Annotated in this window: 21 protein-coding genes; 16 read left to right on the forward strand and 5 right to left on the reverse strand. The window is 37.3% G+C overall.

What is annotated here, in order from left to right:
- Nucleotides 1–57 precede the first annotated feature (57 nt).
- The 14 genes from ileS2 to pyrE all read left to right on the forward strand — a co-directional run bounded on the left by ileS2 (nucleotide 58) and on the right by pyrE (nucleotide 16,641).
- Complete coding sequence (gene ileS2 / locus AC0L0O_RS05100; protein WP_000455924.1) at nucleotides 58–2,823, forward strand: isoleucine--tRNA ligase; 2,766 nt, start codon at nucleotides 58–60, stop codon at nucleotides 2,821–2,823.
- Nucleotides 2,824–2,978: 155 nt separating this feature from the next.
- Nucleotides 2,979–3,308: a TraR/DksA family transcriptional regulator gene (locus AC0L0O_RS05105; RefSeq protein ID WP_001004661.1), complete on the forward strand. Its 330-nt coding sequence runs from the start codon at nucleotides 2,979–2,981 to the stop codon at nucleotides 3,306–3,308.
- Between the two features lie 124 nt (nucleotides 3,309–3,432).
- Nucleotides 3,433–3,891, forward strand: a complete 459-nt coding sequence (gene lspA, locus AC0L0O_RS05110) for a lipoprotein signal peptidase LspA (RefSeq protein ID WP_000642181.1) — start codon at nucleotides 3,433–3,435, stop codon at nucleotides 3,889–3,891.
- Between the two features lie 4 nt (nucleotides 3,892–3,895).
- A complete protein-coding gene (locus AC0L0O_RS05115; RefSeq protein WP_000005838.1) occupies nucleotides 3,896–4,804 on the forward strand; it encodes an RluA family pseudouridine synthase in 909 nt (302 codons plus the stop codon).
- Nucleotides 4,805–5,006: 202 nt separating this feature from the next.
- On the forward strand, nucleotides 5,007–5,549 hold the full coding sequence (gene pyrR / locus AC0L0O_RS05120) for a bifunctional pyrimidine operon transcriptional regulator/uracil phosphoribosyltransferase (RefSeq protein WP_001156487.1): 543 nt from the start codon (nucleotides 5,007–5,009) through the stop codon (nucleotides 5,547–5,549).
- A 146-nt stretch (nucleotides 5,550–5,695) separates the two neighbouring features.
- A complete protein-coding gene (gene uraA / locus AC0L0O_RS05125; protein ID WP_000435935.1) occupies nucleotides 5,696–6,979 on the forward strand; it encodes a uracil permease in 1,284 nt (427 codons plus the stop codon).
- A gap of 148 nt (nucleotides 6,980–7,127) precedes the next feature.
- Complete coding sequence (gene pyrB / locus AC0L0O_RS05130) at nucleotides 7,128–8,042, forward strand: aspartate carbamoyltransferase (protein ID WP_000018849.1); 915 nt, start codon at nucleotides 7,128–7,130, stop codon at nucleotides 8,040–8,042.
- Complete coding sequence (pyrC, locus tag AC0L0O_RS05135) at nucleotides 8,026–9,312, forward strand: dihydroorotase (protein ID WP_001108379.1); 1,287 nt, start codon at nucleotides 8,026–8,028, stop codon at nucleotides 9,310–9,312. Before pyrB ends, pyrC begins: the two co-directional genes overlap by 17 nt.
- Nucleotides 9,309–10,406, forward strand: coding sequence for a carbamoyl phosphate synthase small subunit (locus AC0L0O_RS05140; protein ID WP_000828679.1), 1,098 nt, complete (start codon nucleotides 9,309–9,311; stop codon nucleotides 10,404–10,406). The genes pyrC and AC0L0O_RS05140 overlap by 4 nt, the downstream gene beginning before the upstream one ends.
- Nucleotides 10,391–13,609 carry a carbamoyl-phosphate synthase large subunit gene (gene carB, locus AC0L0O_RS05145; RefSeq protein ID WP_001126119.1) on the forward strand — a complete coding sequence of 1,073 codons (3,219 nt, stop codon included), beginning with the start codon at nucleotides 10,391–10,393 and terminating at the stop codon, nucleotides 13,607–13,609. The genes AC0L0O_RS05140 and carB overlap by 16 nt, the downstream gene beginning before the upstream one ends.
- Nucleotides 13,606–14,385: a dihydroorotate oxidase B electron transfer subunit gene (pyrK, locus tag AC0L0O_RS05150; protein WP_000983358.1), complete on the forward strand. Its 780-nt coding sequence runs from the start codon at nucleotides 13,606–13,608 to the stop codon at nucleotides 14,383–14,385. The genes carB and pyrK overlap by 4 nt, the downstream gene beginning before the upstream one ends.
- Nucleotides 14,382–15,311 (forward strand): dihydroorotate oxidase B catalytic subunit, encoded by a 930-nt coding sequence (gene pyrD, locus AC0L0O_RS05155; protein ID WP_001081057.1) that lies wholly within the window; start codon nucleotides 14,382–14,384, stop codon nucleotides 15,309–15,311. The genes pyrK and pyrD overlap by 4 nt, the downstream gene beginning before the upstream one ends.
- A complete protein-coding gene (gene pyrF, locus AC0L0O_RS05160) occupies nucleotides 15,296–16,012 on the forward strand; it encodes an orotidine-5'-phosphate decarboxylase (protein ID WP_000083501.1) in 717 nt (238 codons plus the stop codon). Before pyrD ends, pyrF begins: the two co-directional genes overlap by 16 nt.
- Nucleotides 16,009–16,641, forward strand: coding sequence for an orotate phosphoribosyltransferase (gene pyrE / locus AC0L0O_RS05165; protein WP_000711447.1), 633 nt, complete (start codon nucleotides 16,009–16,011; stop codon nucleotides 16,639–16,641). Before pyrF ends, pyrE begins: the two co-directional genes overlap by 4 nt.
- 117 nt (nucleotides 16,642–16,758) lie before the next feature.
- Here pyrE and AC0L0O_RS05170 read toward each other — a convergent pair whose 3' ends face one another.
- On the reverse strand, nucleotides 16,759–17,013 hold the full coding sequence (locus AC0L0O_RS05170; protein ID WP_001003918.1) for a YbeF family protein: 255 nt from the start codon (nucleotides 17,011–17,013) through the stop codon (nucleotides 16,759–16,761).
- 166 nt (nucleotides 17,014–17,179) lie between these two features.
- On the reverse strand, nucleotides 17,180–18,565 hold the full coding sequence (locus AC0L0O_RS05175) for a membrane protein (protein ID WP_000537911.1): 1,386 nt from the start codon (nucleotides 18,563–18,565) through the stop codon (nucleotides 17,180–17,182).
- Nucleotides 18,566–18,665: 100 nt separating this feature from the next.
- Here AC0L0O_RS05175 and AC0L0O_RS05180 point away from each other — a divergent pair, with 100 nt between their 5' ends.
- Nucleotides 18,666–19,097: a YoqO family protein gene (locus tag AC0L0O_RS05180; RefSeq protein ID WP_003295013.1), complete on the forward strand. Its 432-nt coding sequence runs from the start codon at nucleotides 18,666–18,668 to the stop codon at nucleotides 19,095–19,097.
- A gap of 15 nt (nucleotides 19,098–19,112) precedes the next feature.
- Nucleotides 19,113–19,481, forward strand: coding sequence for a YoqO family protein (locus AC0L0O_RS05185; RefSeq protein ID WP_001208259.1), 369 nt, complete (start codon nucleotides 19,113–19,115; stop codon nucleotides 19,479–19,481).
- Nucleotides 19,482–19,512: 31 nt separating this feature from the next.
- Here AC0L0O_RS05185 and AC0L0O_RS05190 read toward each other — a convergent pair whose 3' ends face one another.
- The 3 genes from AC0L0O_RS05190 to AC0L0O_RS05200 form a co-directional block, all read right to left on the reverse strand.
- Nucleotides 19,513–20,037 carry a DinB family protein gene (locus AC0L0O_RS05190; protein ID WP_001012028.1) on the reverse strand — a complete coding sequence of 175 codons (525 nt, stop codon included), beginning with the start codon at nucleotides 20,035–20,037 and terminating at the stop codon, nucleotides 19,513–19,515.
- Nucleotides 20,038–20,121: 84 nt separating this feature from the next.
- The gene (locus tag AC0L0O_RS05195; protein ID WP_000172810.1) at nucleotides 20,122–21,192 is read right to left on the reverse strand and encodes a M24 family metallopeptidase; all 1,071 of its coding nucleotides are present in this window, start codon (nucleotides 21,190–21,192) and stop codon (nucleotides 20,122–20,124) included.
- 327 nt (nucleotides 21,193–21,519) lie between these two features.
- Nucleotides 21,520–23,229, reverse strand: coding sequence for an Rqc2 family fibronectin-binding protein (locus AC0L0O_RS05200; RefSeq protein ID WP_000863294.1), 1,710 nt, complete (start codon nucleotides 23,227–23,229; stop codon nucleotides 21,520–21,522).
- Nucleotides 23,230–23,319: the final 90 nt, after the last annotated feature.

A 23,319-nucleotide genomic window follows, 5' to 3' on the forward strand; every position in this document is an offset into this window, starting at 1 on the left:
CTCTTTTTTATTCCGTTTTTTAGGTCTTTCTTTTATACATGTAAGGAGGAATTGAGCATGGAGTACAAAAATACATTACTAATGCCAAAAACAGAGTTCCCAATGCGTGGGAATTTACCAAAACGTGAGCCTGCAATGCAAGAAAAGTGGGCGGAAATGAATATTTATGAAAAGGTACAAGAACATACGAAAGGTCGTCCTTTATTTGTACTGCATGATGGACCTCCATATGCGAATGGTGACATTCATATGGGACATGCATTAAATAAAGTATTAAAAGACTTTATCGTTCGTTATAAATCAATGACTGGTTTCTGTGCGCCATATGTGCCAGGTTGGGATACGCACGGTTTACCAATTGAACAAGCTTTAACAAATAAAGGTGTAAAGCGTAAAGAAATGACAGTTGCTGAGTTCCGTAAGTTATGTGCAGAGTATGCATATGAACAAGTAGAACGTCAACGTGAACAATTTAAGCGTTTAGGTGTACGTGCTGATTGGGATAACCCATACATTACTTTAGAGCCAGCTTATGAAGCACAACAAATTAAAGTGTTTGGTGATATGGCGAAAAAAGGTTATATCTATAAAGGACAAAAACCAGTTTACTGGTCACCAACGAGTGAATCAGCTTTAGCGGAAGCTGAAATTGAATACCAAGATAAGAAATCAGCATCTATTTACGTAGCATTCCCTGTTAAAGATGGAAAGAACGTATTAGAAGGTGATGAGAAATACATTATCTGGACAACTACACCTTGGACGTTACCTGCAAACTTAGGTATTTCTGTTCATCCAGAACTTGAATACGCTATTGTAAAAGTAAATGATGAAAAATATATTATTGCTTCTGAACTATTTGAGACAGTTGCAAAAACGTTAGAGTGGGAAAATGCTGAAGTTGTGAAAACGGTAAAAGGTAGCGAACTTGAGTATACAGTTGCAAAACATCCATTCTATGATCGTGATTCATTAGTTATGCTAGGAGATCACGTAACAACAGATGCAGGTACAGGTTGTGTTCATACAGCACCAGGACACGGGGAAGATGACTTCATTGTTGGTAAAAAGTATGGATTAGAAGTACTTTGCCCAGTTGATGATAAAGGTGTATTAACAGAGGAAGCACCTGGATTTGAAGGCTTATTCTATGATAAAGCTAACAAGCCAATTACAGAAAAATTAGAAGAAGTAGGCGCGTTACTGAAACTAACATTCATTACGCATTCATATCCACATGATTGGAGAACGAAAAAACCAATTATTTTCCGTGCGACAGCACAGTGGTTTGCATCTATTGAAGCATTCCGTAAAGAGTTATTAGAAGCTGTTGCGGAAACAAAATGGGTACCAGCATGGGGCGAAACTCGTCTTCATAACATGGTTCGTGACCGTGGCGACTGGTGTATTTCTCGTCAGCGTGCATGGGGTGTGCCAATTCCTGTATTCTATGCTGAGAATGGTGATCCAATTATTACAGATGAAACAATTAACCACGTAGCAGATTTATTCCGTGAGCACGGTTCTAACGTATGGTTCGAGCGTGAAGCGAAAGATCTATTACCAGAAGGATTCACACATCCAGGTAGCCCGAATGGTGAATTCCGTAAAGAAACAGACATCATGGATGTATGGTTCGACTCAGGTTCTTCTCACCAAGCGGTATTAGAAGAGCGCGATGACTTACAACGTCCAGCTGATTTATATTTAGAAGGATCTGACCAATATCGTGGTTGGTTTAACTCTTCATTATCAACAGCAGTTGCTGTAACAGGCAAAGCTCCATATAAAGGTGTACTAAGCCATGGCTTCGTATTAGATGGTGAAGGACGTAAAATGAGTAAGTCGATTGGAAATATCGTCGTACCGAAGAAAATTATGGATCAATTAGGCGGAGATATTTTACGCTTATGGGTATCTTCTGTTGACTATCAATCTGACGTACGTATTTCAGATGATATTTTAAAACAAGTTGCAGAAGTGTATCGTAAAATCCGTAACACATTCCGTTTCTTATTAGGAAACTTAGACGACTTTAAGCCAAGTGAAAATACAGTAGCTGTAGCTGAACTTCGTGAAGTAGATCGTTATATGTTAGTGAAATTAAATGACTTAATTACAAAAGTAAAAGAAGCATATGAGACATACGACTTCGCTGCTGTATATCATGCAATTCATAACTTCTGTACAATTGATTTAAGTTCATTCTACTTAGACTTTGCAAAAGACATTTTATACATTGAAGGTGCAAACCATGAAGATCGTCGTGCAATCCAAACAGTATTATATGATGTTCTTGTTGCATTGACGAAACTTGTAACACCAATCTTACCGCATACAGCTGATGAAGTATGGCCATACATTCCAGGCGTAACAGAAGAAAGTGTACAATTAACTGATATGCCAGAAGCTGTACAATTAGATGATGCGGAAGCATTAAAAACAAAATGGGATGCATTTATGACATTGCGTGATGACGTATTAAAAGCGTTAGAAGTAGCCCGTAATGAGAAGGTAATCGGTAAGTCATTAAATGCAAGCATTACGCTATATCCAACTGCAGAAATGAAAGCTATGTTAGAGTCTATTAACGAAGACTTAAAGCAATTATTCATCGTTTCTGAGTACAAACTTGGTGGCATGATGGAAGAAGCGCCAGCAGATGCACCGAAGTATGAACATACAGCGGTTGTTGTTGCTCAAGCAACTGGTGAAACATGTGAACGTTGTTGGGTAGTTTCAGAAACAATTGGTAAAGACGCTGAGCATGAAACATTATGTGAGCGTTGTGCAACGGTTGTTAAAGAAAATTATGTAAAATAATAAGGGATGACTGCACGTAAAGTGCAGTCATTTTTTTGTTAACAGTATATTGAAATAACTTTCACTCTCTTTCCTATGAAGGAAAAATGTGTGAGAGGTAAGCATATAAATTTCGGACACACTAATCGTACATTGCAACTGGGAGGAATGTACACGTGAATGAAATGTATATGGAAATCAAAGAAGAATTGCAATTGATGCGAAAAGAGTTACAAGAGAGGCTAGCTAAAGAGGTCATGCACAAATATGATACAGAGTTTAGCGAAGAGCTTGGATATGAAATGAAGGAAGAGATAAAGAAAAAACTTTTGTTACATGATATAAAAGAGGATTTAAAAGATGTAGAACGTGCATTATTTAAAATGGAAATAGATATGTATGGTATTTGTGAAGACACAGGGAGAGTCATTTCGGTAAAACAAATGAAAACGATGCCGACTGCTCGTACCATTCATGAATTTTTCTATGAAAAAGTAAATGTATGAATGTGCACAACGATATTATATTACCTTTTTTTAATTTATTTTATTCTTCTATAAAGGTTCATTGTGAAAAGGTTGCAGCTATGCTAAAATTTTGAGGTACACTGTCTTTGTGGGGGAAATGAAAATGATATATTATGTAATAGCGTTATTTGTCATTGCCATCGATCAAATATCGAAATGGCTAATTGTAAAGAACATGGAATTGGGTACGAGCATTCCGATTATCGATAATGTATTATACATAACATCACATCGAAATAGAGGAGCTGCCTGGGGCATTTTAGAAAATAAAATGTGGTTCTTCTACATTATTACAGTCGTTTTTGTAGTATTTATCGTATTTTATATGAAAAAATATGCGAAAACAGACAAGCTTCTAGGAATTTCATTAGGTCTAATTTTAGGCGGAGCAATTGGCAATTTTATTGATCGTGTATTTAGACAAGAAGTAGTGGATTTCATTCACGTGTATATTTTCTCGTACAACTATCCAGTATTCAATATAGCTGATTCAGCATTATGTATTGGTGTTGTATTAATTATTATTCAAACATTATTAGAAGGCAAGAAAACAAAGGAGTAATTGAATGAGTGAAGTAGTACAAGTAACAGTTGCAGAAGAACAAAAAAATGAGCGAATTGATAAATTCGTTGCAGGAATAAATAATGAATGGTCACGTACACAAGTACAGCAATGGATTAAAGATGACGTTGTGACAGTTAATGGAAAAGCGGTAAAAGGAAATTATAAAGTTAGAGAAAATGATGAAATTACAGTGACGATTCCTGAGCCAGAAGAGTTAGATATTCAACCAGAAGATATGAATTTAGAAATTTATTATGAAGATGCAGATGTACTCGTTGTTAATAAGCCGCGTGGTATGGTTGTACATCCAGCACCAGGTCATACAAGTGGAACGCTTGTGAACGGTCTTATGCACCATTGTACAGACTTATCGGGTATTAACGGTGTAATGCGTCCAGGTATCGTGCATCGTATTGATAAGGATACATCAGGCCTATTAATGGTTGCTAAAAATGATATGGCACACGAATCACTTGTAAATCAACTTGTAGCAAAAACAGTAACAAGACGTTACAAAGCGATTGTACACGGTGTTATTCCGCATGATAAGGGAACAATTGATGCTCCGATTGCTCGTGATAAGAAAGAACGTCAAAGTATGACGGTTGATGAAAATGGTAAGCATGCTGTTACGCATTTCCAAGTGTTAGAGCGATTCAAAGATTTCACACTTGTAGAATGTCGCTTAGAAACAGGGCGTACACATCAAATTCGTGTTCATATGAAATATATTGGCTATCCACTTGCAGGAGATCCAAAGTATGGACCAAAGAAAACATTAGACATGAATGGACAAGCACTTCACGCAGGAATTTTAGGATTTGACCATCCTCGTACTGGTGAATATATTCAGTTTGAGGCACCGATTCCAGAAGTGTTTGAAGACGCATTAAATATTTTACGAAAATAGTATTGACAAATCATAAGAAAACTGAGATACTGACAACAGTTAAATAATGATCCTTTAACACAGCCCCGTGAGGTTGAGAAGGTAACGGTTTGAAATACATAGGGTATGCTGTACCCTTTTTCAAAAGTCCTCTCGCACACGCTGAGAGGACTTTTTTTATACCATTACTCTCACGCAAGAAAAAAGCTTGGAGGTGTAGAGCATGCAAGAGAAAGCTGTCGTTTTAGATGACCAAATGATTCGCCGCGCTTTAACACGAATTAGTCATGAAATCGTGGAACGAAATAAAGGTGTCGATAATTGTGTTCTTGTCGGAATTAAAACTCGTGGAATTTTTATTGCACAACGTTTGGCAGAACGAATTGGTCAAATTGAAGGAAAAGAAATAGAAGTTGGAGAGTTAGACATTACGTTATATCGAGATGATTTAACACTACAATCGAAAAATAAAGAGCCACTTGTAAAAGGTTCTGATATCCCTGTAGATATTACGAAGAAAAAAGTTATCCTTGTGGATGATGTATTATATACAGGCAGAACTGTTCGAGCAGCAATGGATGCTCTTATGGATTTAGGTAGACCATCACAAATCCAACTAGCGGTTCTTGTTGATAGAGGTCATCGTGAACTACCAATTCGCGCTGATTATGTAGGAAAGAACATTCCAACATCAAGTGAAGAGCGTATCGAAGTTGATTTGCAAGAGACAGATCAACAAGATCGAGTAAGCATATACGATAAGTAAAGCCCTTTTAAATGTAGTCCTGTGAGGCTGCCAAAGGGTCTTGGCTTTCATATGTCAAATTTGGCATACGAAAGTGTAGGACTCTTTGTGCACAGGCACAAAGAGTTTTTTTATTGCAAAGATTTAAACTGAAGGAGGATGTAACAATGGAACAAAAGCCAGTGTTAGACGTTAATGAAGTACCGAAACCGGGAAAATGGTTATTTTTAAGTATACAACATTTGTTCGCGATGTTTGGATCAACAGTGCTTGTTCCGTTTTTAACAGGATTGAATCCGTCAGTAGCATTAATATCAAGTGGATTAGGAACGTTAGCGTTTCTTCTTATAACGAAAGGTCAAGTACCTGCCTATCTTGGATCATCATTCGCCTTTATCGCACCGATTATAACAGCGAAAACGGCAGGGGGACCCGGAGCAGCAATGCTTGGTGGTTTGCTAGCAGGACTTGTATACATCTTAATCTCACTCGGAATTAAGAAATCAGGATCAAAGTGGATTATGAAATTACTACCACCAATCGTAGTTGGTCCAGTAGTAATGGTAATCGGGCTAGCTTTAGCACATACAGCAGTTAACATGGCGATGAATGGTGCGGATGGCAAATATAGCTTTACACACTTTTCAGTAGCATTAGTAACATTAGCAATTACAATCATTTGCTCCATATTCGGGAGAGGGTTCTTCAGTATCATACCAGTTTTACTTGGAATCATCGGAGGTTACATCTTCGCTTACTTCCAAGGGCTAGTAGACTTAAAGCCGGTAGCTGAGGCAAAATGGTTTGTTGTACCAGATTTCACAGTACCATTTGTAACATACACACCAGAGTTTTCATGGAAGATTGTACTCTTGATGGTACCAGTTGCACTAGTAACAATTTCAGAACATATCGGACATCAAATTGTATTAGGGAATGTTATTAAAAGAGATTTAATTGAAAAACCAGGTTTACACCGTTCGATCTTCGGTGATGGAGTAGCAACATTAATCGCATCACTAATCGGTGGACCACCGAATACAACGTATGGTGAAAACATCGGCGTGCTCGCAATTACAAGAGCGTACAGTGTATACTTATTCATCGGTTCAGCGGTATTCGCAATCATGTTCGGATTTATTGGTAAGATTTCTGCACTGATTCATTCGATCCCAACACCAGTTATGGGTGGTGTATCAATCTTACTATTCGGTGTAATCGCATCAAGCGGATTACGCATGATGGTAGACGATAAAACAGATTTAAGTGACAAACGAAACTTAATGATTGCATCAGTAATACTAGTAATCGGTATTGGTGGAGCGGTACTTCACGTAGGAGAATCATTCCAAGTAGAAGGAATGGCACTAGCAGCAATTGTAGGTGTATTGTTAAATCTACTACTACCGGAAACGAAACAAATAAAACAATCTAACCAGATTGCTTCATAATAATAACCTTTTAATTCAGTCCTGTGAGACCGGAAAGGGTGGCTTCTTTCTTGCACCCTAGTCTTACACGACTAGGGTATTTTTATGCAAAGGTTGTTATAAAAATTCAAAAGTGGTAACATAAAAATCAGAAAGATGAGGGATGACGATGAGCCATTTGTTAACGATGAGTGAATTATCGGAAGTAGAAATTTCAGAAATCCTAAAAGACGCAGAAGATTTTGCGAATGGGAAAGAGAGCAAAACGACAGAGCAAACTTTTGTTGCAAACTTGTTCTTTGAGAATAGTACGAGAACGAGATTTAGCTTTGAAGTTGCTGAGAAGAGATTAGGACTTGATGTTTTAAACTTTTCAGCTGATGCATCTAGCGTACAAAAAGGAGAAACTTTATACGATACGATAAGAACACTAGAATCAATCGGAACAAAAGCAGTGGTCATCCGCCATGAGCAAGATCGCTACTTCGATGAACTAAAAGATCAGGTGAATATTCCAATCTTAAACGCTGGAGATGGATGTGGAAATCATCCAACACAGTGCCTGCTCGATCTTCTTACCATTAAACAAGAGTTTGGAAGATTTGAAGGTTTGAAGATTGCGATAGTAGGAGATGTTCGTCATAGCCGAGTAGCACGTTCTAATGCAGAAGCATTAACGAAGCTGGGTGCAACAATTTACTTTGCAAGTCCAGAAGAGTGGAAAGATGAAGACAACACATTTGGAACATACAAACCATTAGATGAACTTGTTCCGGAAGTGGACGTAATGATGTTACTTCGTGTACAACATGAGCGTCATGATCATTATGAAACAGACATTATGAAAGAGTATCATGAGAAACACGGATTAACAGTGGAAAGAGAAAAGCGTATGAAAGAAGGAAGCATTATTATGCATCCAGCTCCTGTAAACCGAGATGTTGAAATTGCAAGTGAACTTGTTGAGTGTGAGCGTTCACGCATATTTAAACAAATGGAAAATGGAGTTTACGTAAGAATGGCTGTACTAAAACGCGCCTTACCAAATGTATTAGGAGGAATGAAACATGAATTATTTGTTTAAAAATGGTCGTTATATGAATGAAGAAGGAAAAATCGTAGCAACGGATCTTCTCGTACAAGACGGTAAAATCGCTAAAGTAGCAGAAAATATTACGGCAGATAATGCTGAAGTGATCGATGTGAACGGAAAGTTAATCGCACCTGGATTAGTAGATGTACACGTACACCTTCGTGAACCAGGTGGTGAACATAAAGAAACAATTGAAACAGGTACATTAGCAGCGGCAAAAGGTGGATTCACTACAATTTGCGCAATGCCAAATACACGCCCAGTACCAGATTGCAGAGAACATATGGAAGACTTGCAAAATCGTATTAAAGAAAAAGCACATGTTAACGTACTACCATATGGAGCAATTACAGTACGTCAAGCCGGTTCTGAAATGACAGATTTCGAAACATTAAAAGAGCTTGGAGCATTTGCTTTCACTGATGACGGTGTAGGCGTACAAGATGCTAGCATGATGTTAGCTGCTATGAAGCGTGCAGCGAAATTAAATATGGCAGTAGTTGCGCACTGTGAAGAGAATACTCTTATTAATAAAGGTTGTGTACATGAAGGGAAGTTTTCTGAGAAACACGGATTAAACGGTATCCCATCAGTATGTGAATCTGTACATATTGCAAGGGATATACTGCTTGCTGAAGCAGCAGATTGTCACTATCACGTATGTCACGTAAGTACGAAAGGCTCTGTACGCGTAATTCGTGATGCAAAGCGCGCTGGAATTAAAGTAACAGCAGAGGTAACGCCTCATCACTTAGTGTTATGTGAAGATGATATCCCATCAGCTGATCCTAATTTTAAAATGAACCCACCGCTTCGTGGAAAAGAAGACCACGAAGCATTAATTGAAGGTTTATTAGATGGAACAATCGATATGATCGCAACTGACCATGCACCGCATACAGCAGAAGAGAAAGCGCAAGGAATTGAAAGAGCACCATTCGGGATTACTGGTTTTGAAACTGCATTCCCACTTCTATACACAAACCTTGTGAAAAAAGGAATTATTACACTAGAGCAGTTAATTCAATTCTTAACAGAAAAGCCAGCTGATACATTCGGCTTAGAAGCAGGTCGCCTGAAAGAAGGTAGAACAGCTGATATTACAATCATTGATTTAGAACAAGAAGAAGAGATTGACCCAACAACATTCTTATCAAAAGGAAAAAATACACCATTCGCAGGTTGGAAATGCCAAGGATGGCCGGTAATGACAATCGTTGGTGGTAAGATCGCATGGCAAAAGGAGAGTGCATTAGTATGAAAAGACAACTTATCTTAGAAGATGGAACAGTATTAATTGGAACAGGTTTCGGAGGAGAAATCGAAAAGTCAGGTGAGGTTGTATTTACAACAGGAATGACTGGATATCAAGAAACATTATCTGATCCATCATATTGCGGTCAAATTGTAACATTCACGTACCCACTAATCGGAAACTACGGCATCAACCGTGATGATTTTGAATCGATTCACCCATCTGTAAATGGTTTAATCGTAAATGAAATTTGTGATCACCCATCAAATTTCCGTAACGAAATTTCGTTAAATGACTACTTAAAAGAAAGAAACATCCCAGGATTAGCAGGGATTGATACGAGAAAATTAACGAGAAAAATTCGTCAATACGGTACATTACGCGGACGCCTATGTAACATGGATGCAGATGTAGAGTACATCGTGAGTCAATTAAAAGCGACAGTATTTACAGATCATGTAAAACGCGTATCAACGAAAGATCCATATCCAAGCCCAGGCCGCGGACATCGCGTCGTACTAGTAGACTTCGGTATGAAACATGGTATTTTACGAGAATTAAATAAACGTGATTGTGATGTAATTGTAGTTCCTTACAACACAACAGCCGAAGAAATTTTACGCCTTAGTCCAGATGGAATTATGTTAAGTAACGGACCTGGGGATCCAAAAGATGTACCAGAAGCAATTGAAATGTTAAAAGACATTATCGGTAAAGTTCCTTTATTCGGAATTTGCCTAGGACATCAATTGTTCGCTCTAGCATCTGGTGCGAATACAAGTAAGTTAAAATTCGGTCACCGTGGTTTAAACCATCCAGTAAAAAATATTGCAACTGGAAAAGTAGCAATTACATCTCAAAACCATGGTTACGCAGTAGAAGAAGAATCAGTTGAAAATACAGAGCTTGAAATTACACATGTTGCTTTAAATGATGGAACAGTAGAAGGTCTTCGTCATAAGAAGTTTCCAGCATTTACAGTTCAATACCATCCAGAAGCTTCAGCAGGACCAGAAGATGCAAATGATTTATTCGAAGATTTCTTAACAATGATTGAAAACTTCAAGAAAGAAGGGGAAGAGTTATGCCAAAACGCCTAGACATTAACACAATTTTAGTAATCGGATCAGGACCAATTGTAATTGGGCAAGCAGCGGAGTTTGACTACTCTGGTACACAAGCTTGTCAATCTCTTAAAGAGGAAGGTTACAAAGTAATCCTTGTTAACTCTAACCCAGCAACAATTATGACTGATACTGCAACAGCAGATAAAGTATATATTGAGCCTTTAACATTAGAATTCGTAAGCCGAATCATTCGTAAAGAACGTCCAGATGCAATCTTACCAACATTAGGTGGTCAAACAGGTTTAAACATGGCTGTTGAACTTGCAAAATCAGGCGTACTTGAAGAGTGCGGAGTTGAAATTTTAGGAACGAAATTATCAGCAATCGAGCAAGCGGAAGATCGTGATTTATTCCGTACATTAATGCAAGAGTTAAATGAACCAACACCACCAAGTGAAATTATTCATAACCTTGATGAAGCATATGGATTTGTAAACGAAATTGGTTATCCAGTAATCGTTCGTCCAGCATTTACATTAGGCGGAACGGGCGGCGGAATTTGTCATAACGAAGAAGAGCTAATTGAAATTGTAACAAGTGGTTTAAAACATAGTCCAGTAACGCAATGTTTATTAGAGAAAAGTATTGCTGGCTGTAAAGAAATTGAATATGAAGTAATGCGTGATTCAAATGATAACGCGATTGTAGTATGTAACATGGAAAACATCGATCCAGTTGGTGTTCATACGGGTGATTCTATCGTTGTAGCACCAAGCCAAACGCTAAGCGATCGTGAATACCAAATGTTGCGTAACACTTCATTACGAATTATTCGTGCACTAGGAATTGAAGGTGGATGTAACGTTCAGCTTGCATTAGATCCATATAGCTTCCAATACTATGTAATCGAAGTAAATCCACGTGTAAGTCGTTCATCTGCACTAGCATCTAAAGCAACTGGATATCCAATTGCGAAATTAGCAGCGAAAATTGCAGTCGGCTTAACATTAGATGAAATTGTAAACCCAGTAACACAAAAAACTTACGCTTGCTTCGAGCCAGCACTAGACTATGTTGTTTCAAAAATTCCACGCTGGCCATTTGATAAGTTTGAATCAGCGAACAGAACACTTGGAACGCAAATGAAAGCAACTGGTGAAGTTATGTCAATCGGACGTAACTTAGAAGAATCATTATTAAAAGCAGTTCGTTCTTTAGAGCTTGGCATTTATCACTTAGAATTAGACCACTTAAAAGAACTTGATAAAGAAACAATGAAAAAACGCATTATTAAAGCAGATGATGAGCGACTGTTTATCGTAGCAGAAGCGATTCGTCAAGGTGTAACGAAAGAAGAGATTAACGAATGGTGTGAAATGGACTTCTTCTTCTTACAAAAAGTTGAAAACATCGTAAATATGGAACGCGAAGTAAAAGCGAATGTAGGAAATATGGAAGTACTACAAACTGCGAAAGAAATGGGCTTCAGCGATCACTATATTGCAGCAGCTTGGAACAAAACGGAGCGCGAAATTTACGATATGCGTAAAGAAAATAATATGACGCCAGTATTCAAAATGGTAGATACTTGTGCAGCAGAGTTTGAATCTGCAACACCGTATTACTACAGCACATACGCTGATGAGAACGAATCAATTGTAACAGATCGTAAGAGTGTAGTAGTTCTAGGATCTGGACCAATCCGCATTGGTCAAGGTGTTGAGTTTGACTACGCAACAGTTCACTCAGTATGGGCAATTAAAGAAGCTGGATATGAAGCAATTATCATTAACAATAACCCAGAAACTGTTTCAACAGACTTCAGTATTTCTGACAAATTATACTTTGAACCATTAACAATCGAAGATGTAATGCACATCATCGATTTAGAAAAACCAGAAGGTGTTATCGTTCAGTTCGGTGGACAAACGGCAATTAACCTAGCGGCGAAATTAGAAGAACATGGTGTGAAGATTTTAGGAACATCACTTGAAGACTTAGACCGTGCAGAAGATCGTGATAAATTCGAAGCTGCTTTAACAAAGCTTGGTATCCCACAACCAGTTGGTAAAACAGCAACGACTGTAGAACAAGCGGTAGCAATCGCAGAAGAAATTGGTTACCCAGTATTAGTAAGACCATCTTACGTACTAGGTGGACGTGCGATGGAAATCGTATATCGTCAAGAAGAACTACTGCACTACATGAAAAATGCAGTTAAAGTTCACGCAGATCACCCAGTATTAATCGACCGTTACATGGTTGGTAAAGAAATTGAAGTAGATGCAATTTCGGATGGTGAGAATGTATTCATTCCAGGTATTATGGAACATATTGAACGCGCTGGAGTTCACTCTGGTGACTCAATTGGAGTATATCCACCACAAAGTTTATCTGAAAAACTAAAAGAACAAATCATTGAACATACAATTGCACTTGGAAAAGGATTAAACATTGTTGGATTACTAAATATCCAGTTTGTAGTATTCAAAGATCAAGTGTACGTAATTGAAGTAAATCCACGTGCAAGCCGTACAGTACCGTTCTTAAGTAAAATTACAGGCGTACCGATGGCGAATGTTGCAACGAAAGTTATTTTAGGGCAAGACCTAGTAGAGCAAGGATACGGAACTGGCTATCACCCAGAAGAGAAAGAAGTATATGTAAAAGCTCCGGTATTCTCATTCGCGAAACTACGCTCAGTTGATACAACATTAGGACCTGAAATGAAATCAACAGGGGAAGTAATGGGTAAAGACTTAACGCTTGAAAAAGCATTATACAAAGGGTTAGTTGCTTCTGGAATTAACATCCCAACGCACGGCTCAGTAATCATTACTGTAGCGGATAAAGATAAAGAAGAGGCGATGGAAATTGCAAAACGTTTCCACGAAATCGGCTATAACTTATTAGCAACAGCTGGAACAGCACAATCGTTAACAGAGCAAAATATCCCAGTACAAGTTGTAAACAAAATTGATTCTGAAGACTACAACTTACTAGATATTATCCGTCAAGGAAAAGCACAGTTTGTAATCAATACATTAACAAAAGGTAAACAACCAGCGCGTGATGGTTTCCGCATTCGCCGTGAATCAGTAGAAAATGGTGTAGCTTGCTTAACATCACTTGATACAACGAGAGCAATCTTACGAGTATTAGAATCTATGACATTCTCAGCTCATTCAATGAAAGAAATTACGCAAACAAAGCGTCACGAGGTGGTACATGCATGATGCAAAAGCAAAATATGATCGTCGTTAATCAAAAAGAAATCGCAAAGAACATTTACGAATTAGTGCTTCAAGGAACGTTAGTACAGCAAATGAACGAACCAGGGCAGTTTGTACACATTAAGGTAGCAGAGGGCATTGCGCCCCTTCTGCGCCGCCCAATTAGTATTTGTAATGTAGATCAAGAGAAGAACGAATTTACAATGCTATATCGTGCGGAAGGACAAGGGACAAAAACATTAGCAACTAGAAAACAAGGTGAAATGGTAGACGTACTAGGACCACTAGGACACGGTTTTCCTGTAGAAGAAGCAGAAGCTGGTCAAACAGCTTTACTAGTAGGCGGGGGAATTGGTGTGCCACCACTTTATGAATTATCACAGCGCCTCGTTGCAAAAGGTGTACGTGTGATTCACATCTTAGGTTTTCAAACGAAAGATGTAGTTTTCTATGAAGAAAAATTTGCAGAACTTGGTGATACGTACGTTGCGACAGTAGACGGTACACACGGTACAAAAGGATTTGTCACAGATGTAATTGATCATTACGGAATTGACTTTGATATTCTTTATTCATGTGGTCCGTTAGCGATGCTTCGTGCATTAGAAGGACGTTACAAAGAGAAAAAAGCCTATATTTCATTAGAAGAACGTATGGGCTGTGGTATTGGAGCTTGTTTCGCATGTGTATGCCACTTACAAGAAGATCCAAGTGGACATTCTTACAAGAAGGTGTGTAGCGACGGACCAGTATTTCCAATCGGGGAGGTTGTACTATGAACAGATTGCAAGTTGAATTACCAGGATTGTCATTAAAAAATCCAATTATACCGGCATCTGGATGCTTTGGATTTGGTCGTGAATATGCACAGTTTTACGATTTAAGTGTACTAGGATCAATCATGATTAAAGCGACGACAGAACAACCACGCTATGGAAATCCTACGCCTCGTGTTGCTGAAACACCGGGCGGCATGTTAAATGCAATCGGACTTCAAAACCCAGGATTAGAAAAAGTAATGAATTCTGAATTACCATGGTTAGAACAATTTGATCTTCCAATCATTGCGAACGTTGCAGGCTCACAAGCTGAAGATTACGTAGCGGTTGCAAAGGAAATTTCTAAAGCGCCTAATGTTCATGCACTAGAATTAAACATTTCTTGTCCAAACGTAAAAACAGGTGGTATCGCCTTTGGTACAAATCCTGAAATTGCTGCTGATTTAACGAAGCGAGTAAAAGAGGTTTCTGAAGTACCTGTATACGTGAAATTGTCACCGAACGTGGCAAACATTGTGGAAATTGCAAAAGCGATTGAAAATGCAGGTGCAGATGGTTTAACGATGATTAATACATTGCTTGGTATGCGTCTAGATTTAAAAACAGCTAAACCAATTTTAGCAAACCGTACAGGCGGATTATCAGGTCCTGCAATTAAGCCAGTAGCAATTCGTATGGTACATGAAGTAAGCCAAGCGGTTAACATTCCAATTATCGGAATGGGTGGTATTGAAACAGCGGAAGATGTAATTGAATTCTTCTACGCTGGTGCAAGCGCAGTTGCAGTAGGTACAGCGAATTTTATCGATCCGTTCGTATGTCCGACAATTATTGAGGAGTTACCAGCATTACTAGATGAATTAGGATTTGATCACATTTCGGAATGTCAAGGAAGGAGCTGGAAGCAAACATGTCACAGTCGTTAATCGTTGCACTAGATTTCCCAGGGAAACAAGATGTAGAACAATTCTTGCGCCACTTTGAAGGGGAAGAGTTATTTGTCAAAGTTGGTATGGAGTTATTTTACAAAGAAGGCCCTGCGATTATTACGTACTTAAAAGAAAAAGGACATAAAATCTTTCTAGATTTAAAACTTCATGATATTCCGAATACAGTAAAAAGCGCTATGCGTAGCCTAGCTAGTCTAGATGTAGATATGGTAAATGTTCATGCTGCTGGGGGAAGCAGTATGATGAAAGCTGCGATTGAGGGATTAGAGGAAGGTAAGCAAGAAGGAAAAGAGAGACCGATTTGTATTGCAGTTACACAACTAACAAGCACTTCGGAAACTATGATGAAAAAAGAGATTGGCATTGAGAAAACGTTAGAAGAAGCGGTTGCTCATTATGCAAAACTAACGAAAGAAAGTGGACTTGATGGCGTTGTTTGCTCAACACTTGAAGTTCCAAAATTACGTGAAGTATGCGGAAGTGAATTTGTAACAGTAACACCGGGGATTCGTCTTGCAAGCGATGATGTAAATGACCAGGTGCGCGTAGCAACACCGAAACGTGCGAGGGAACTTGGCTCAAGCTATATCGTAGTTGGACGTAGTATTACAAAAGCAGAAAATCCGCTTGAAGCGTATAAAACAGTAAAACAACAGTGGGAAGGTGTAACAGTATGAAAAAAGAAATCGCATCGCATTTATTAGAAATTGGAGCAGTATTTTTACAACCAAATGATCCATTCACATGGTCTTCAGGTATGAAATCACCAATTTATTGTGATAACCGTTTAACTTTATCTTATCCGAAAGTACGTCAAGCAATTGCAGCTGGATTAGAAGAGTTAATTAAAGAGCACTTCCCAACTGTAGAAGTTATTGCAGGAACAGCAACTGCTGGTATTGCGCACGCTGCATGGGTAAGCGATCGTATGGATTTACCAATGTGCTACGTACGTAGTAAAGCAAAAGGTCATGGTAAAGGGAACCAAATCGAAGGAAAAGCTGAAAAAGGTCAAAAAGTAGTAGTAGTAGAAGACTTAATTTCAACTGGTGGTAGTGCTATTACATGTGTAGAAGCACTTCGCGAAGCTGGCTGTGAAGTATTAGGAATCGTATCAATCTTCACATACGAGCTAGAAGCAGGAAAAGAAAAGCTAGAAGCAGCTAACGTAGCATCATATTCTTTAAGTGATTACAGTGCATTAACTGAAGTTGCGGCAGAAAAAGGTATGATCGGACAAGCTGAAACGAAAAAATTACAAGAGTGGCGTAAAAATCCAGCTGACGAAGCTTGGATCACAGCGTAACACGAAAAAAAGACGACTGCGGGGGAACGCGGTCGTCTTTTTTATATCATTGTTAAAACTTCATGTGAAGTTCCATCAATATCAAAGAAAATCATATTCCTGTCTCCTTGCTAATAACTATTTAACGTTTTCCACAACCTCATATCCTCTCACAAACAATAGCGTCATATAAGAAACGATAAACGAGAAGATGCTGTACATGCCAACCCAAAAGAAAAATTTTGGAGTAAAGGCGATAACACCTATTATTAAAAAACTAGCAAACGTTACAATCGGCATTACGTAATACGTTTTCGTTTTGCGTGTTCCAATAACAGATACGATAAAGATAAATAATGGACAAATTAATAAGACGAAAATCAATTCATTCATAGGTATGTCCCCTTTTCTAATTGCAGTAATCTGTTTCTCGTAAACGTTTTAAACTAAATACTCTCTTAATATAATTTCGCTAAGTAATACTGAATACCTTTTGAAAGTCAGTAATTCATGATGAATTTTACAATAAAAAACGTAAGCAAGAGAACACTTGCTTACGTTATAAAATAAACATCGCAACGATCGTGGTGACAATTAAGCCAATCATAACTGGTAAAAAATTTCGGCGTGCAAGTTCAAATGGATCGACTTTACAAATCGCAGCGGCAGGAATAAGTGCCCAAGGAATTAACGTCCCACCCCCGGTCCATATAGCTGCAATTTGTCCGAGAGCTGTTAATGTAGCTGTTCCATGACCAAGTGCTGTGCCGAAAAGATTTGCAATGGAACCAGCAAGTGATATACCGGAAAAACCAGATCCATCTAATCCTGTTATAACACCAACGATAGTTAAAGTTCCAGCTGATACATATTGATTTAAAGGAACAGTTTGAGATAAGGCGATTCCTAAGTCGTTAATGATTCCGTGTGAACCTTTCGGTAAATAGTCCCCGATAATTTTCACAAAGCCGCTATCTCCTAAATAAAAGAGTGCAGCAATCGGGATAACTGGTCCGAAAATTTTAAATCCAAATTGGAGACCTTCTATAAAATAATCGGTCGTTTTATTTAGTCCATTGCCTTTATAGGCGATGAGAGAAATGATGATAATCATAATAACAGTCGTCCCGCCGATAAGTGCAGTTGCATCGCTTCCTTGTAGTTTAAATTGAATCATGCAGAGGATATCAATGATATATATGATCGGGATACATATAGAGAGCCATTTCTTTATGCGAGGAGATAATAAAATAGTAGTTTTAGATGGTTCCGTTGATGAAACAGGGTCTTGTAACGATATTCCTGTATGAAACTCTTTTCGTAAGAAGAAAAAAGCGAAAGAAGTTGTAACGACGCCCATAACGATAACGAGTGGAACACTTGCAGATACGACGCTGGAAACAGGGAGACCAGCAGCGTCTGCGGTTAATTTTGGTGCGCCTTGTATAACGAAGTCGCCGGATAAAGCAATCCCATGACCGAATAAGTTCATAGCAATCGCGACTCCAATTGGAGGAAGACCGACGCGTACAGCAACCGGTAATAAAATAGCTCCCATTAAGGCGACAGCTGGAGAAGGCCAAAAGAAGAAAGAAATTGTCATCATTAAAAGGCCGATAATCCAGTAGGCGAGTGTAGGGGTACGAATCATCTTTGTAAATGGTGAAATCATCGTATCATTTATACCGGTTTGAACGAGTAAATTGCTCATCGATACGATAATGGAAATGATTAATATAGTTGGTAATAATTCAGTAATGGAGTAAATGAAACTTTGAAAGATCCCGCTAATGGCAAGAGGGATAGAACCTGTTGCGGTTAATGCTAATAAAAAGATAAAAATGATACAAATAATTGTCGTATCTTTCCGGAGAATAAAAAAAGTAATAATAGTAAGTAAACAAAGAACATAGAGAGCGTGTAATAGCGTTAATTCAACTCCCATAACAGTCACATCCTTTAGGCATTCGTGTAGTTTATTGTATGAAAGCAGTGAAAGTATGTGAGTATAGGAAACCGAAAAAACCAAAATTTCATGTACCGTAATGGCAAGATTAAAAAATGGATGTTACAATACAATTAATCCTAAAAATGGAATTCAAGGAGGGCTTATGCGCAAAAAAATTGGATTTTGGGGATTTATCATATCTTGTAGTCTATTAATCATTTTAAAACTGTTTACAAACAATGAGTGGATCAGTATTATACCTGTTTTGGGGTTTGTATTTATACTTTTATATAACTGGGATGGTATGAAACAATATAGTAAGAAAAGTATCGGAATTATGATAGGTACCATTGTTGTTTGCTCGTTTTTCGTATGGTTTATTTTAATAGAAGGGCAGAAGCAAATGGAGAAAATGTCTATTTTTCAAGAATGGATGTCGTCTGCAAAAGGTCTTTATCTTGTAATTGTCGTTGTTATTTTTCTAAGAATCGTTATAAGCGTAGCAAGTTACATATTAAAGGGAAAGTAGAATGGGGGAGTATGAATGAGAGAGAAAATAGGGTATTATGGTGTGCTCGTTTGTTTACTATTATCAGTTATTTCAGGACAATTTCTTAAAAGTGAATGGATACCGATTATATTATGTATAGGAGTATTAATTTTTGCACCTATGTATCGTTGGAATGAATGGAAAGCATATAGTCGAAAAAAGAAAATTGTTTTCAGCATTGAGTTTGTCATTATCATTAGCACAATTCCATTTTTGTTATTGAAAGGAAATGAAATAATAGATGGAATTGTAATGTTTCAAGAGTGGTTGTTTATTGCGAAATTGCTATATTTAATATGTATATTAATATCGGTAGCGGTAGTCGCTAAAAAAATAAACGAAAAGTTATTCGTTAATGAATAAAAGAAAATGCCACCTTATTCGGTGGCATTTTTTACTTTACTGAATGAGCTTTTTGCATCTTTTTAATTAAACGAATTTGTCCGCGATGGTTGATCTCATCTTCAAATACGTGAAACCACTTAAAATAGTTATTTGCTGGTTTGTCATACCAAAAGTCTGTCGTTTTAAACAGCCATTCATCAGGTAACGATTGAAAAGTCTCAATCGTTTTGGAACGTACTTCTTGTAATGTATTTATGTAAAATTCTATAGCGTTTCCTTTTATTTTCTCACGTCCAAGATCTCCTAACTCAATAGCAGGTAACCATCTTTCTAATTCAGCTTCCGTTGGTTCACGGTCTTCAAAAGTATGAATCTGGTAGTAAAATTCAATAGCGGCCATATGGTACAAAAGCATGCCAATTGAATTTGCTTCCTCATCATATAAATAATCAAGATTTTCAATTGTTAAACCTTCCACTGCTTGCATCGTTGTGTAACGAGCGTAATTCATCATGGAAACAAGTTTTGAAAATTCAAGCTGTAAACCATCTATCTTGTCGATTACAAAGTTCAATTACAATTCCCCCTCTTTAAACGATGACTCCAGAGAAAGAATTCTATGTGAAGAGAAAAACTCCTTTTAAAAAAGGTCATGATTTTAACAAGGAATAACAATTAGTTCTCGATTTGATTTTGTAATAACTTCATATCCGTCTTTTGTAATGACGATATCATCTTCAATTCTACAACCGCCCCAGTTTGGTATGTAAATACCGGGTTCAACGGTAACAACCATACCTTCTTCTAATGTAGCTTTACTTTCTTGGGATAGGCGAAGAGGTTCATGTATTTCTAAGCCAAGACCGTGCCCTGTAGAGTGACCAAAATATTGACCATATCCACAATCTGTAATGTAGTTTCTTGTTACATCATCGATACTTTTTGCAGTTTCTCCAGGCTTAATTGCTTCAGTCCCGCGTTTTAATGCTTCGCGTACAACATTGTATATTTTTTTGAACTCTTCTGATGGTTCCCCAATTGCTACAGTACGTGTTATATCGGAACAATATCCGTCGTAAAGTGCTCCGAAATCTAATGTAACGATGTCGCCTCGTTCAATTATTTTATTTGATGCAACTCCATGAGGAAGTGAAGAACGAACGCCAGAAGCTACAATGATTTGGAATGAAGAGGACGTAGCCCCTTTTTTTCGCATGAAAAATTCTAACTCATCTCGTACATCATTTTCACTTATTCCTGGTTTTAGAAACGTAATGATGTGGTGAAATGCTTCGTCCGCAATATTAGCTGCGATTTTCATTGTTTCTATTTCATGAGTGTCTTTAATAAGACGAATGTTTTCAATGATTTCACACACTTGAACCATTTCTGTATGTACATATTTTTGTAAGTTTTTATATTGTTGCAATGTCATATTATTTTCTTCAATTCCAAGTTTTTGAATGTTTAATTTTGATACTTGATTTGCAATTTCTTTTTCTAAATTTCCTTTATGCATAATAATTTCAGCATTTTTTATTTGTGAATTCGCTTGGTCTACATAGCGAAAATCAGTTATAAAAACAGCTGCATCCGCAGTGATTAAGACAACACCAGCACTACCTGTAAAGCCTGTCGCATATTGGCGATTTTCTTTTTTTGTAATGAGTAACCCGTCAATTTCATAGTTCTGTAGTTGATTTTGGATTTTATTAATTTTTAAAGTCATATTAAATCCCCCTATTCACAGTATTGAATAAAGCAAATAGTGTGCCAAAGTGTATATTTGAAGAAAGGATAAGAACTACATATATTTAAGTTGAAGTGAAAAAATAGCTAGCCACTTGTAGGAGACAGGTCATTTATAAATAATTGGCAGGGATGAAGAAACATTGATTTGAGTCGTGCTTTATATACATACTGTAAAAAAATTTATACAGATATGGAATAACACTGTCAATCTTTTTGACAATATATAAAATGACAAAAGAAAGATATTACGAACTAATGGGAAAGAATAAAAAATGCGCTGCTTATAAGCAACGCATTTTTGTATTTAAGCTTTTAATTTCATTACAGTATCTGCATCTGGTGTTACATATACAGTTTGTTGATTGTCATAAGTAACAAAACCAAGTTTTGCACCACTCGGTTTTTTCACATGGCGTATTTTTGTGAAATCAACAGGTACAGAACTAGACTCTTTTGCTTTACTATAATAAGCAGCAATTTTGGCAGCTTCTAGTAAAGTTTCTTCAGCAGGTTCTAAAGAACGAATGACAACGTGAGAACCAGGTATGTCTTTCGTATGTAACCAAATTTCATCACGACGGGCAAATTTCGTTGTTAAATAATCATTTTGTTTATTATTTTTACCGACGAAAATTTCTGTACCATCACTTGCTACATATTTATCTAATACTGGTTTAGTAGGCTTTTTCTTTGCGTTTTTCGTTTTACGATTGCGCATATAACCTTCTTCAGCTAATTCCTCACGAATTTCTTCAATATCTTTTGAGGAAGCAGCTTCCATTTGTTGAAGTAAGCTATCGAAATAAAGAATTTCTTCCTTTGTTTTTTCGATTTGTTCTTCAACAACAACAATTGAATTTTTCGCTTTTTGGTACTTTTGGAAATAGCGTTGTGCATTTTCAGATGGCGTTTTTAAAGGATCTAATGCAATCTTTATAGTTCCACCATTTTCATCGTAATAGTTAACGACTTCAATGTCTTTATCGCCTTTTTTCAAAGCGTACATATTGGCTGTAAGTAGTTCTCCAAATAGTTGATATTTATCTGCTTTTCCAGCATCTTGTAATGTTTTTTCTAGTTTAATGAGTTTTTTCTCATTTTTATTTTTTTCGTTTTGCATAAAGCGCTCTAAATCGTGAGCTTGTTGTTTTACACGGTCACGCTCTGCTTTTCCGAAAAAGAAACGGTCTAGCAATTCACTAACAGATGAGAATGTCTTGTTCTCTCCTGCTAAGTGCGCAAGAGGGAAAAGGTAAAAGAATTCTTTCCCATTTGAAGTAGTCATTGTTGGCGAATATGTATGAGTTAATAATGGTTTTTGTATGGAGAAAAATGCATCAGCTAATGCTTTTTCATTTACCATACCAGCTTTTTTCACGACTTCTTTTGCGAATAACGGTGATATTCCTGTAAAGGTGCCGACAAGTTGTTTATCCATGTTTCCAGATAGAAAGTCTAGCGGTCTAATAAATTCATCATTTGTTTCGATCTGAAGTGGGTTAATTTTATGTTGTGCTGGTGGTGCAATATATTCAGCTCCAGCGTATACAGTTCGATGTCGGTTTACTGCTAAAGAAACGTGTTTTAAGCTATCTAAAATATTGTTTGTTTTCGTGTCTACTAAAATAATGTTACTATGTCGTCCCATAATTTCAATTACTAATGTTTTTAGCGATTCATCACCAATTTCATTTCTGCTACGAACGGTAATTTGAATAATACGTTCTAAATCAATTTGTTCAATTTTTTCAATGAATCCACCTTCTAAATGCTTACGAAGAAGCATACAGAACATTGGTGGAAGTGCAGGTGAATCGTAATTTTGATTTGTTAAGTGTAAACGTGCATATGTCGGATGAGCGGAAAGAATGAGTTTTTGATTTTTTCCGTTTGCTCGAATATGTAATAAAATCTCGTATTTTGAAGGTTGGTATATTTTTGAAATTCTTCCCGTGTAAAGAGAATTTGTAATTTCATGTGTAATTGCTCTTGTAAATAATCCATCGAATGCCATAAAAAACACTCCTTTCTAACTAAAAGTTAATTATAGCATTTTTTTGGACGAGGCTGAATAAGCTTTCAATAGAGTATGTCTGGAATCAGG

It is taken from the genome of Bacillus sp. GS3m_15504 (assembly GCF_055825275.1).

Bases quoted from the DNA above. Each gene is read 5' to 3' on its own strand.
- ileS2 (WP_000455924.1), top strand. From the start codon at position 58: ATGGAGTACAAAAATACATTACTAATGCCAAAAACAGAGTTCCCAATG.
- lspA (WP_000642181.1), top strand. From the start codon at position 3,433: ATGATATATTATGTAATAGCGTTATTTGTCATTGCCATCGATCAAATA.
- AC0L0O_RS05115 (WP_000005838.1), top strand. From the start codon at position 3,896: ATGAGTGAAGTAGTACAAGTAACAGTTGCAGAAGAACAAAAAAATGAG.
- pyrR (WP_001156487.1), top strand. From the start codon at position 5,007: ATGCAAGAGAAAGCTGTCGTTTTAGATGACCAAATGATTCGCCGCGCT.
- uraA (WP_000435935.1), top strand. From the start codon at position 5,696: ATGGAACAAAAGCCAGTGTTAGACGTTAATGAAGTACCGAAACCGGGA.
- pyrB (WP_000018849.1), top strand. From the start codon at position 7,128: ATGAGCCATTTGTTAACGATGAGTGAATTATCGGAAGTAGAAATTTCA.
- pyrC (WP_001108379.1), top strand. From the start codon at position 8,026: ATGAATTATTTGTTTAAAAATGGTCGTTATATGAATGAAGAAGGAAAA.
- AC0L0O_RS05140 (WP_000828679.1), top strand. From the start codon at position 9,309: ATGAAAAGACAACTTATCTTAGAAGATGGAACAGTATTAATTGGAACA.
- carB (WP_001126119.1), top strand. From the start codon at position 10,391: ATGCCAAAACGCCTAGACATTAACACAATTTTAGTAATCGGATCAGGA.
- pyrK (WP_000983358.1), top strand. From the start codon at position 13,606: ATGATGCAAAAGCAAAATATGATCGTCGTTAATCAAAAAGAAATCGCA.
- pyrD (WP_001081057.1), top strand. From the start codon at position 14,382: ATGAACAGATTGCAAGTTGAATTACCAGGATTGTCATTAAAAAATCCA.
- pyrF (WP_000083501.1), top strand. From the start codon at position 15,296: ATGTCACAGTCGTTAATCGTTGCACTAGATTTCCCAGGGAAACAAGAT.
- pyrE (WP_000711447.1), top strand. From the start codon at position 16,009: ATGAAAAAAGAAATCGCATCGCATTTATTAGAAATTGGAGCAGTATTT.
- AC0L0O_RS05170 (WP_001003918.1), bottom strand. From the start codon at position 17,013: ATGAATGAATTGATTTTCGTCTTATTAATTTGTCCATTATTTATCTTT.
- AC0L0O_RS05175 (WP_000537911.1), bottom strand. From the start codon at position 18,565: ATGGGAGTTGAATTAACGCTATTACACGCTCTCTATGTTCTTTGTTTA.
- AC0L0O_RS05180 (WP_003295013.1), top strand. From the start codon at position 18,666: ATGGCAAGATTAAAAAATGGATGTTACAATACAATTAATCCTAAAAAT.
- AC0L0O_RS05185 (WP_001208259.1), top strand. From the start codon at position 19,113: ATGAGAGAGAAAATAGGGTATTATGGTGTGCTCGTTTGTTTACTATTA.
- AC0L0O_RS05195 (WP_000172810.1), bottom strand. From the start codon at position 21,192: ATGACTTTAAAAATTAATAAAATCCAAAATCAACTACAGAACTATGAA.
- AC0L0O_RS05200 (WP_000863294.1), bottom strand. From the start codon at position 23,229: ATGGCATTCGATGGATTATTTACAAGAGCAATTACACATGAAATTACA.